We start from the raw sequence: 9,779 nt of genomic DNA, 5'->3' as shown, positions 1-9,779 counted from the left end.
TCAAGGATCGGTTCATTCGTCACGATCGGCTCCTGGGCGACTGGAACTATGTCGTCGATGCGGATGGATTCGCGTGATAAGACGTATACTTTATTTTTGAATAGTTACCGAACACGACACTGAGTTTCGAATTATCAGCGCACGACAGGCAACTGCATATGAGCGAAAGCGTTACGAACTCTGACGACATCGAAGACGATCTGCGCCCCGAGTACGATTTTGATTTTTCCAAGGCCGTTCGCGGCAAGCACTACGAGGCGTATCAGCGCAGCACCAACGTCGTGGTTCTCGACCCTGATGTTGCCGCTGCTTTTCAGAACTCTGAGGCAGTAAACGCTGCACTCAGATCAATGCTGCAGTTCGCAGAACGCACCGCGGAGCTCACCACGGAAGCACCCAATGACTCCGGCTAGCGGATTCACTCGCCCAACGAGCAAAGGGTTAGGGGGCATGAGGGTTAGGGGCGGTGGTTCTCGTCGGCGAGTAATCGGATCACGCCGGACCCTGCCCCACCCGGCGCGCGATCAGGCGCGCATGGATCCCGGCGGGCTCGAAGACCCGCTCGTTCGCCGCCCTCACCTCGGCCGCGCGCCGCTCACAGGCCTGGAGATGGTCGTTCACCTCGGCGGTATGGGCCAGGTAGTAGGCGATGACGGCGTACACCTGGCCGAGCGAGATCGCCGGATACTGTTCGGCGATATCTTCGGCGGTGGCCCCATCGCAAAAGGCGCCGACAACGGTATCCAGCGTCACGCGGGAGTTGCCCACGCGAAAGACCCCGGCGGCATCCGCTGCCAAGGGTGGTGGTTCGGCCGCGACGACCATGGTCATGCCGTTTCTCCGGGTGTGTTCAGCGCTCAAGGCGCAGGTTGTGCGTCGATGATAGCCGACGATGTTTCCTATCTGCTCGAACGTCGCCCATGGCCTTCGCCTCCAGAGCCTCGGCGCGCGTCTGGTCGTGTGCCCGCGCTCGGCTTCCAGTGCCTCGCCCGCTTGCCGGGTCTCGCCCCGGCTCTCCCGCAGCAGGGCGTCGGACGGTCGGTTGAGGGAGACAAGAGCACCGCGGACGCCTGGCGCATCGGCTGTCAGGTGCCAGACTCATAAGGATTGCCGACCCGAAATGCGGTTTCGGCGCCGAGTCCACATCCTCCGGTACGCCATGCCCAGGACCAGCGACCTCACCGTCTTCATCACCAGCGGCGACAGCCGCTGCGACGAGTGCCGGGAAGACCTGAGCCGGCATGCCTGGATCAAGCTGGAGGGTGACCATCGCGCGCTCTGTCTCGCGTGCGCGGACCTCGACCATCTGGTGTTCCTGCCCAGGGGCGATGCGGCGCTGACCCGCCGCGCGCGCAAGCACTCGCGCCTATCCGCGGTGGTCGTCAAGTGGAGCCGTGCGCGCAAGCGCTACGAGCGCCAGGGCCTCCTGGTCGAGGACGACGCCCTGGCGACGGCCGAAGCCGAAAGCGAGGCGGACGCCGCGACCCGTGCGGCGCGGCGTGAGCGGGCGCAGGTGCGCCGTCTTGAGCTGGACCAGGCATACGTCGCCCGTTTCGCCGCCCGCATCCGCGAGCTCTACCCGCACTGCCCGGCGGACAGGGAGATCGCCATCGCGGAGCACGCCTGCCGCAAGTACAGCGGCCGTGTGGGACGGACGCGGGCTGCGCAGGACCTGGAACAGGACGCCGTTCGGCTCGCGGTGATCGCGCATATCCGCCATGCGCAGACGCCTTACGACGACTTGTTGCTGCAGGGGTGGGACCGGCATGAGGCGCGGGCACAGGTCCGCGATGCGGTGGACGCTGTGCTGCGCGACTGGGCGGCGTAGTCGCGAGCGCTCCCGCCCTTGGCCTCGCCGGACGGCTCTGTCTGCGTTGGCTACCCCAGGGTCTCCACCGCGAAGCCAACGACGCTGCGCCGCTCGCGGCTGAACTCCACGCCGATGAGGTGGATCGGCCCGTCCGCGTCGAGGTAGCGCTCGGCATAGCCCCGGTCCTTGATCTGCGCCAGCGCCCGCCCGTCCGGTGCCAGCTCCACGACCTTGAACTCGAACAGATAGACCTGGCCGTTGAAGCGCAGCGCCATGTCGAGCCGCCCGGCGTTGCTGGATTCCTCCGGCGTCAGGTCCAGCCCGAGCGAGGCGAAGTAGGCGTAGAAGACGCTGGCGTAGTAGCCCTCGTAGCTCGCGATGGGGTTGTTGCGGTACCAGTCGTTGGGGATGCTGGCGAAGAAGGCGGTGAACAGCTGCTCCAGGCCGGCGAAGTCGTTGGCCAGCAACAGCTCGCCCAGGCGCGCTTTGTTGCCGAGCATCTCCTGCCCGTTGGGGGTCCAGGCCTTGAGCAGGCTGCTGTTGAGGCTTTGGTAGACCTCGTGGTTCGGGTAGCGCAGCTGGTACCAGTATTCGCCGAAGCGCTGCTCTTCGCGCTCGATGGTGAGATAGCCCGTCTGGAACAACAGCGCCTCGACGGCGATCTGCCCGACGTCGAAGCTCGACAGCAGGGCCGCATCGCTGCGCAGCTGCCCGATCCGCGGCAGAAAGACCCGGCGCTCCAGCAGCAAATCCACCAGAAAGGTGGGCGTGGCGGTCTCGAACCACCAGGCGCGGAACTGGCGCCGCTGGAACAGCAGCAGGAGGTCGAAGGGGTTGTAGACCGCCTCGCCGGTCCAGTTGTAGCCGTTGTACCAGTGGCGGATCTCGTCGCGATCCAGCCCCGGCAGCTCGGGTGCGAAGACCGTCTCCAGGTCCGACTCCGTGTAGCCGCAGATCGCTGAGTAATTGGCGTCGACCGTGATGTCGATGAGGTTATTGAGCCCGGAGAACAGGCTTACCTTGCTGAACTTCGACACCCCGGTGAGGAACCCGAAGCGCAGGTGCGCATCGCTGTCCTTGATGACGGAATAGAGATTGCGCAGTCCGTCGCGGATGGCGCGCGCCGCCTCCGGCCGGGCCAGGTTGTCCAGGATGGGCTTGTCGTACTCGTCCACCAGCACGACGGTGCGCTCGCCGTGGCGCTCGTGGGCCAGGCGAATGATCTGGGCGAGACGCCCGGACAGTGTCGGCGCGTCGCTGGCGACGCCGAGCTGTCGCTCCGCCTCCGCCAGCAGCTCGCCGATCTTGTCGTCCAGCTCCGCCCGGTCGCGCAGCACGCCGCCGCCGAAGCTCAGGCGGATCACCGGATACCGCCGCCCCCAGTCCCAGTGCCCGTGTGCTTCAAGCCCCTGGAACAGCGCCTCGTTGCCGGCGAACAGCTCCGCCAGCGTGTCCAGGAACAGCGACTTGCCGAAGCGCCGCGGGCGCGACAGGAAGTAGTACTTGCCCTGCTCGATGAGGCGCAGCGCGAAGCCTGTCTTGTCGACGTAGTAATGCCCCTCCTCGCGGATCTCGCGGAAGGTCTGGATGCCGATGGGGAGCTTGCGGCGGGTCATGGTCGAGTCTGAAGGCTTGCGGCGCAGGACGTGCGATGGCGTTCTGGGCAAGTGTAGGCGGTTGTCGATGGTCGCATGAACGGTCGTTCGACGGCCCTTGCGGTGGATGCGCTTGCATGGGGCTTCATGCTGCAGGCGTCTGGGCTGAGGGCTGAGGGTGGCCTTCGCCGGATGCCGGGCAGACGCGGGCGCGCCCGGCATGACACGGGCGACGGTGCGGCTGGACATCCTCTGCCGGGCGGCAATCCGGTGGTGGCGGAGCGATTGTTGCCGCTTCAGTGAACACCGGCACCGACGCGGCTGACTGGACAGGCGGCAGTCCGACCCACAAACTGCGCCCGTACGGTGCACGCGTGGTTGTCCAATCCGTGGACGGTCCCCGACCCAGTGTGCCGGGCCGCTGACGCCCCTGCATCGACGCGAGAGACGCATGCCCGACCCCGACCGCCTCATCAGCCCCGCCGAGGCCGCCGACGACGGCGCGCTCGACCGCGCCATCCGCCCGCGAAGGCTCCAGGACTATGTCGGCCAGCCGGCGGTGTGCGAGCAGATGGAGATCTTCATCGGCGCGGCCCGCGGTCGCGGCGAGGCGCTGGACCACACCCTCATCTTCGGCCCGCCCGGGCTCGGCAAGACGACGCTCTCGCACATCATTGCGCACGAGATGCAGGTGAGCCTGCGCCAGACCTCGGGGCCGGTGCTGGAGAAGCCCGGCGACCTCGCCGCGCTGCTCACCAACCTGGAATCGGGCGACGTGCTCTTCGTCGACGAGATCCATCGGCTGAGCCCCGTGGTCGAGGAGATCCTCTACCCGGCCATGGAGGACTTCCAGCTCGACATCATGATCGGCGAGGGCCCCGCCGCGCGCTCCATCAAGCTGGACCTGCCGCCCTTCACACTGGTGGGCGCCACCACCCGTGCCGGGCTGCTGACCTCGCCGCTGCGGGACCGCTTCGGCATCGTCCAGCGCCTGGAGTACTACAGCGCGGAGGACCTGACCAGCATCGTGCAGCGCTCGGCGCAGATCCTCGCCATCCACGCCGAGCCGGACGGCGCCGCGGAGATCGCCCGGCGCTCCCGTGGCACGCCGCGCATCGCCAACCGGCTGCTGCGCCGCGTGCGGGACTTCGCGCAGGTGAAGGCGGGCGGGCGCATTACCCGGGACGTGGCCGACCAGGCGCTGGGTATGCTCAAGGTGGACGGCCTCGGCTTCGACCACATGGATCGCCGCCTGCTCCAGGCCGTCATCGAGAAGTTCGCCGGCGGACCGGTGGGCGTGGAGAGCCTGGCCGCGGCCATTGGCGAGGAGCGCGGCACCATCGAGGACGTGCTGGAGCCCTTTCTGATCCAGCAGGGCTATCTGGTGCGCACACCCCGGGGGCGCATGGCCACGCAGAGTGCCTATCGGCATTTCGGTCTGGCGCAGCCACGGCGGGACGGCGCGCCGATTCAGGACCTCTTCGAGCAGCCGCCGGGCTGAGCGCCGCTGCGCTGATCGGCTGGGCCCATCGGCTGGGCCCATCGCCTGGGCCCATCGCCTGGACCCACCGCCTGGACCCATCGCCTGGGCGCAGTTCCGGATGCAGACAACGGCAATCCGCGTTGACCTGGGCGCCGACTCCCCCACCATCTGGTCACCACAACGACAACGACGGTGACCACCAATGACGAGGCTGACTGCATACCTGCTGCTGCTCGCGGCGCCCCTTGCCCTGCAACCGGTGCTGGCCGCGAGCGATGCCGAGGTCCTGTCCGACCTGCAGAACCCGGGTTACCACTCGAAGCCCGACTGGTTCAAGAATTCCTTCCTCGACATCCGCGAGGACGTCGCCGAGGCCGCCGACGCCGGCAAGCGCGTCATGCTCTACTTCTATCAGGACGGCTGCCCGTACTGCGAGAAGCTGCTGCGGGAGAACTTCGCCGACCAGGAGATCAGCCAAACCGCCCAGGACGGCTTCGACGTCATCGCCATCAACATCTGGGGTGACCGTGAGGTGACGGGCACCGACGGCAGCGCCACCACGGAGAAGGCGTTCGCCGCGGCGCTCGGCGTCCAATACACCCCCACCATCCTGCTCCTGGACGAGGATGCGAGCACGGTGCTGCGCATCGACGGCTACTATCCGCCGCACCAGTTCAACGCCGGTCTCCAGTACGTCGCCCTGAAACGCGAGCGCGATGGCGAGTCCTTCCGCGACTTCTACCAGCGCCAGGACGCGACGGCGGCCTCCGGCAAGCTGCACCAGGAGCCCGGGTTCCTCGAGCCGCCATTCAGGCTCGCTGACAACCGCGCCCAATCGCCCCGCCCGCTGGTGGTGATGTTCGAGCAGCCCGTCTGCGCCGCCTGCGACGAGCTGCACCAGGATATCCTGCGCCGGGACCCGGTGGCCCTGGCGCTCACCAACCTGGACGCCGCCGTGGTGGACACCTACTCAACCGACAGCATCCAGACTCCGGACGGACGCGAGCTCGCCATCCGCGACTGGGCCGCCGAGCTGGGCATCAATTACACCCCAAGCCTGGTGTTCTTCGACACCGGGGGCAACGAGGTCTTCCGCACCGACGGCTACCTCAAGGCCTTCCACATCCACGGCCTGTTCGACTATGTCGCCACCGGCGCGTATGAGCACCAGCCGAACTTCCAGCGCTGGCTCCAGCATCGCACCGACGCCCTGCACGCCCGGGGCATCGACTACGATCTGATGCGCTGAGACAGCCCCCTGAGCAAAGGAGGATCGTCATGAAGACCAACAGCCAGGGCGAATTCGTGCGCTGGGAGTCCGGCTTTCGCCACTGGGTGACGCCGGACGGCAGCCCAGGCCCCTCCGGCGAGGGCGGCTTCCGGGCGGAGCCCGGGCGTTATCACCTGTATGTCTCCTATGCCTGCCCCTGGGCACATCGCGCGCTGATCGTGCGCAAGCTGAAGGGGCTCGAGGACCTCATCGGCGTCTCCGTGGTGCACCCGCTCATGCCGCCGGAGAGCTGGGTCTTCGGCGACTACCCGGGGTCGACACCAGACCAGGTGCACGGCTTCGGGAAGCTGCACCAGCTCTACACCCACTGCGCGCCGGATTTCGACGGCGTGGTCACGGTGCCGGTGCTCTACGACACCCAGCGCCAGACCATCGTCAACAACGAGTCGGCGGAGATCATCCGCATGCTGAACAGCGCCTTCGACGCCTTTGGGCGCGCCGATGTGGACCTGTATCCGGCTGCGCTCCGCGCCGAGATCGACGCCATCAACGCGCTGGTCTACGAAGACATCAACAACGGCGTTTATCGCACCGGCTTCGCGACGACGCAAGCGGCCTACGAGACTGCATTCGACCGCCTCTTCGCCGCCCTGGATCAGCTGGAGGCCAGGCTCTCGCGGCAGCGCTGGCTGGTGGGCGGGCGCGTCACCGAGGCGGACTGGCGCCTGTTCACCACCCTGGTGCGCTTCGACCCCGTCTACCATGGCCATTTCAAGTGCAACCTCAAGCGCCTGGTGGACTATCCACACCTCTGGGCCTACACCCGCGAGCTGTATCAGGTGCCGGGCATTGCGGAGACAGTGAGCATGGATCACATCAAGCGGCACTACTACGGCAGTCACCCCTCAATCAATCCCAACGGCATCGTGCCGAAGGACCCGGCGCTGGACTTCATGGCGCCGCATGGCCGCGAGGCCGTGGGCGGTTCTGGAGGCAACGCGCCCGCGCACTGAGGTGCTGCGGCGCCTCGGAGCAGCAGCGCCAGCCGCGCAGTTGCCCCTTTGCCGACGCGGAATAGTGCCCATCTTGCAGACTCCGGCGCGGCGGGCCGTAAGGCACGCCGCACCGGCTCCACTTTGAGCCCCCATTCGACGAAACCGCCTGCTGAGGAGTCTCCGCATGTTCCACTCGCACCGCACCCGTACCGCGACCGCGCTCACCGCCGCGCTGCTCACCGCCGCTGCCGCCCCGGCGCTGGCCGAGGACCCGATGACCGTCTCTGTGAAGCGACTGTCTCTGGACACGGCTCAGAAGATCGCCCAGGCCACGGTGGACGCCTGCCGCGAGAAGGGCATCCAGATCGGCGTCACGGTGGTGGACCGGGACGGTGTGGTGCAGGTACAGCTGCGCGACACCATCGCCGCGCCCATCACGGTGCCCATCAGCTACAAGAAGGCCTACACGGCGGTGAACTTCAATGCCAACACCTCGGCGCTCGCCGAGCGCGCCGACACGGCCGTGGGCCGGCAGGACTTCCTGGTCATGTCCGCCGGCGGTGTGACGGTCACCAGCGGCGGCTCGCTCATCGGCGGCGTCGGCGTCAGCGGTGCACCGGCCGGCGAGACGGACGAGGAGTGCGCGCAGGCCGGTGTGGACGCGGTGCAGGACGATCTTGAAATGGCGTTCTGAGCCCAGCCTGGCCAGAGACCATCGCCCGGCGCCCGCCCGGGCGACGCGCCGATCACCTGACTGAACCGCATCAATCCAGCGAGAGGTTCCAAGCCATGCGCATGCTTCTGCCCTGCTTCCTGCTCCTGTGCACCGCCGGCGTGTCCGTCGCCGAGGTGCAGACCAAGGCCGTCGAGTACATGGATGAGGACGTGCCCCTCACCGGCCACCTGTACTGGGACGACAGCATCGAGGGCAAGCGCCCCGGCGTGCTCGTCATCCACGAGTGGTGGGGCCTGAACGACTACGCCAAGAAGCGCGCCCGGATGCTCGCCGAGCTGGGCTATGTCGCCTTTGCCGCCGACATGTACGGCAACGACAAGGTGACGGACCAGCCGAGCCAGGCGCAGGAGTGGATGCAGTTCATCACCGCGGACGTGGAGCTGTGGCGCCAGCGCGCCGGGCTCGGGCTTGAGCAGCTCAAGGCCAGCGAGTACGTGGACGCGGACAAGACCGCCGCCATCGGCTACTGCTTCGGCGGCGGCACCGTCATGCAGATGGCCTATGGCGGTGCCGACGTGCACGGCGTCGTGAGCTTCCACGGCTCCCTGCCGGCGGCCCCCGAAGAGGTTTGGGGCAGGATCGAGCCCGAGATCCTGGTGCTGCACGGCCAGGCCGACAGCTTCATCGACCCGGCGGTGGTGACCAACTTCCAGAACAAGCTGGAAGAGGCCGGCGCCAACTGGGAGATGGATATCTACGGCGGCGCCCGCCACGGCTTCACCAATCCGGACGCCGGCGATTACGGCATCGAGAACCTGCAATACGATGCCCAGGCCGACGCTCGCTCCTGGGCGCGCATGCAGGCCTTCTTCGACGAGCTGTTTGCGGATTGACGCCGCCCGGGCGGTCTGCGACAGCGTGGCCATCTCGTCGCACCGCTGCGCGGTGCGACCCCTCTCAGGGCGCGCCCGCACCGCATGCCCACAGCGGCGGCGACTGACCGATGGCCCAAGGCGAAGACATGGGCCACCATTTGATTCGACGGGAAGCCCTGGGCGTGCCGCAACGCGCGCGTGATGTCTTCCAATTGCTGCATCGGGCCGGCTGGATCGATGCACAGCTGGCCGACACGCTGAAACGCCTGGTCGGCTTTCGCAATAGCGCCGTTCATGCCGACCAGCAGCTGCAGGTACGCTGTCTGCGTTACACCGACAGGCTGCTCCGGCGAGTTTACAGCGCGGGTGACCAGAGGCCCGTCATCGGCAGCGTGAGGCCCGGCAACAGCTCAGGGTCGCCGAGGGAGTCGGGCTCATCGAGCCGCTCGGGCTCCGCATCCGGCGTGTAACGCCAGACTTCGCGCTGGTCCGGGAGGATCAGCCAGCCGAGCTGCGCGCCGTTGTCGCGCCACTCCCGCAGCTTGGCGTGCAGGTCGTCGGGGGCGTCGTTGGGGGAGGCCAGCTCGACGACGAGGTCCGGCACCAGGGGCAGGAACTTGCGCTTCTGCTCCGCGCTGAGCTGGGCCAGTCGCTCGCGCAGGACCCAGGCGAGGTCGGGCGAGCGCATGGCGCCGTTCGGCAGCAGGAAGCCGGTGGACGAGTCGAAAACGACCCCGCGGCCGTCCTGCCGCGCCCAAATCCCGAAATCCAGCGCCAGCTCGGCGTTGCGGTGACCGGTCTCGGCGCCGGTCGGGGGCATGATCTCCAGATCTCCATCGGCGTTGCGCTCGATGCGCAGATCACGGTTGGCGGCGCAGAACGCGAACAACAGGTCGTCGTCCAAGCGCATGGCCGGCGGAATGGCGAGGTCGATGCGGCCTGGGAGTGCCGACGCTGTTGCGGCTGTCAGCTGGATCATCCGGTTATCCTACGCCGCGCCCCTGACGGGTCAAGCGTTCAGAGCAAGACCTTCTCGACCCCCCCGCCTTCACCCGCTCCATGAACCGCTGCTGCCAGCCCTCGCCGAGCAGGTGCTTGGCCATCTCAACGACGA

12 protein-coding genes are annotated in these 9,779 nt (G+C 67.4%); 8 read left to right on the top strand and 4 right to left on the bottom strand.

All coding sequences use genetic code 11. The annotated features are described in order from the left end of the window. Window positions 1-158 precede the first annotated feature (158 nt). A complete protein-coding gene (locus QZ588_RS16900; RefSeq protein WP_295544149.1) occupies window positions 159-413 on the top strand; it encodes a hypothetical protein in 255 nt (84 codons plus the stop codon). A gap of 79 nt (window positions 414-492) precedes the next feature. Here the strand turns inward: QZ588_RS16900 and QZ588_RS16895 are convergent, their stop codons facing one another. Further along, window positions 493-831 (bottom strand): DUF433 domain-containing protein, encoded by a 339-nt coding sequence (locus tag QZ588_RS16895; RefSeq protein WP_295544148.1) that lies wholly within the window; start codon window positions 829-831, stop codon window positions 493-495. A gap of 328 nt (window positions 832-1,159) precedes the next feature. On the opposite strand from QZ588_RS16895, the gene QZ588_RS16890 reads away from it, so the two are divergent. After that, window positions 1,160-1,828 (top strand): DUF2293 domain-containing protein, encoded by a 669-nt coding sequence (locus QZ588_RS16890; protein ID WP_295544147.1) that lies wholly within the window; start codon window positions 1,160-1,162, stop codon window positions 1,826-1,828. A gap of 50 nt (window positions 1,829-1,878) precedes the next feature. On the opposite strand, the gene QZ588_RS16885 is transcribed toward QZ588_RS16890, so the two are convergent. Next, on the bottom strand, window positions 1,879-3,426 hold the full coding sequence (locus QZ588_RS16885; RefSeq protein ID WP_295544145.1) for an ATP-binding protein: 1,548 nt from the start codon (window positions 3,424-3,426) through the stop codon (window positions 1,879-1,881). Between the two features lie 430 nt (window positions 3,427-3,856). On the opposite strand from QZ588_RS16885, the gene ruvB reads away from it, so the two are divergent. The 6 genes from ruvB to QZ588_RS16855 all read left to right on the top strand — a co-directional run bounded on the left by ruvB (window position 3,857) and on the right by QZ588_RS16855 (window position 9,135). Further along, window positions 3,857-4,906 (top strand): Holliday junction branch migration DNA helicase RuvB, encoded by a 1,050-nt coding sequence (gene ruvB, locus QZ588_RS16880; protein ID WP_295544143.1) that lies wholly within the window; start codon window positions 3,857-3,859, stop codon window positions 4,904-4,906. A 184-nt stretch (window positions 4,907-5,090) separates the two neighbouring features. Beyond that, a complete protein-coding gene (locus QZ588_RS16875; protein ID WP_295544141.1) occupies window positions 5,091-6,137 on the top strand; it encodes a thioredoxin fold domain-containing protein in 1,047 nt (348 codons plus the stop codon). A 29-nt stretch (window positions 6,138-6,166) separates the two neighbouring features. Beyond that, window positions 6,167-7,132 carry a glutathione S-transferase family protein gene (locus tag QZ588_RS16870; RefSeq protein ID WP_295544140.1) on the top strand — a complete coding sequence of 322 codons (966 nt, stop codon included), beginning with the start codon at window positions 6,167-6,169 and terminating at the stop codon, window positions 7,130-7,132. 166 nt (window positions 7,133-7,298) lie between these two features. After that, entirely contained in the window at window positions 7,299-7,808 is a 510-nt protein-coding gene (locus QZ588_RS16865; RefSeq protein ID WP_295544139.1) for a heme-binding protein, read from the top strand. Window positions 7,809-7,903: 95 nt separating this feature from the next. Further along, complete coding sequence (locus QZ588_RS16860) at window positions 7,904-8,683, top strand: dienelactone hydrolase family protein (RefSeq protein ID WP_295544138.1); 780 nt, start codon at window positions 7,904-7,906, stop codon at window positions 8,681-8,683. Window positions 8,684-8,793: 110 nt separating this feature from the next. Continuing rightward, window positions 8,794-9,135 (top strand): HepT-like ribonuclease domain-containing protein, encoded by a 342-nt coding sequence (locus tag QZ588_RS16855; RefSeq protein WP_366929599.1) that lies wholly within the window; start codon window positions 8,794-8,796, stop codon window positions 9,133-9,135. Here the strand turns inward: QZ588_RS16855 and QZ588_RS16850 are convergent. Both QZ588_RS16850 and QZ588_RS18195 read right to left on the bottom strand, forming a co-directional pair. Continuing rightward, on the bottom strand, window positions 9,021-9,644 hold the full coding sequence (locus QZ588_RS16850; RefSeq protein WP_295544136.1) for a Uma2 family endonuclease: 624 nt from the start codon (window positions 9,642-9,644) through the stop codon (window positions 9,021-9,023). The genes QZ588_RS16855 and QZ588_RS16850 overlap by 115 nt on opposite strands. Window positions 9,645-9,648: 4 nt before the next feature. Further along, window positions 9,649-9,768 (bottom strand): DUF3400 domain-containing protein, encoded by a 120-nt coding sequence (locus tag QZ588_RS18195; protein ID WP_366929600.1) that lies wholly within the window; start codon window positions 9,766-9,768, stop codon window positions 9,649-9,651. Window positions 9,769-9,779 lie beyond the last annotated feature (11 nt).

It is taken from the genome of uncultured Thiohalocapsa sp. (assembly GCF_913062725.1).
In the GTDB taxonomy this organism is placed as follows: Bacteria; Pseudomonadota; Gammaproteobacteria; order Chromatiales; family Chromatiaceae; genus Thiohalocapsa.
This window is presented reverse-complemented; position numbering and strand designations above follow the sequence as displayed.

Excerpts from the sequence above, each read along its gene's own strand:
- QZ588_RS16860 (WP_295544138.1), top strand. The coding sequence starts at position 7,904 with ATGCGCATGCTTCTGCCCTGCTTCCTGCTCCTGTGCACCGCCGGCGTG.
- QZ588_RS16850 (WP_295544136.1), bottom strand. The coding sequence starts at position 9,644 with ATGATCCAGCTGACAGCCGCAACAGCGTCGGCACTCCCAGGCCGCATC.
- QZ588_RS16855 (WP_366929599.1), top strand. The coding sequence starts at position 8,794 with ATGGCCCAAGGCGAAGACATGGGCCACCATTTGATTCGACGGGAAGCC.
- ruvB (WP_295544143.1), top strand. The coding sequence starts at position 3,857 with ATGCCCGACCCCGACCGCCTCATCAGCCCCGCCGAGGCCGCCGACGAC.
- QZ588_RS16890 (WP_295544147.1), top strand. The coding sequence starts at position 1,160 with ATGCCCAGGACCAGCGACCTCACCGTCTTCATCACCAGCGGCGACAGC.
- QZ588_RS16870 (WP_295544140.1), top strand. The coding sequence starts at position 6,167 with ATGAAGACCAACAGCCAGGGCGAATTCGTGCGCTGGGAGTCCGGCTTT.
- QZ588_RS16900 (WP_295544149.1), top strand. The coding sequence starts at position 159 with ATGAGCGAAAGCGTTACGAACTCTGACGACATCGAAGACGATCTGCGC.
- QZ588_RS16895 (WP_295544148.1), bottom strand. The coding sequence starts at position 831 with ATGACCATGGTCGTCGCGGCCGAACCACCACCCTTGGCAGCGGATGCC.
- QZ588_RS18195 (WP_366929600.1), bottom strand. The coding sequence starts at position 9,768 with ATGGCCAAGCACCTGCTCGGCGAGGGCTGGCAGCAGCGGTTCATGGAG.
- QZ588_RS16885 (WP_295544145.1), bottom strand. The coding sequence starts at position 3,426 with ATGACCCGCCGCAAGCTCCCCATCGGCATCCAGACCTTCCGCGAGATC.
- QZ588_RS16865 (WP_295544139.1), top strand. The coding sequence starts at position 7,299 with ATGTTCCACTCGCACCGCACCCGTACCGCGACCGCGCTCACCGCCGCG.
- QZ588_RS16875 (WP_295544141.1), top strand. The coding sequence starts at position 5,091 with ATGACGAGGCTGACTGCATACCTGCTGCTGCTCGCGGCGCCCCTTGCC.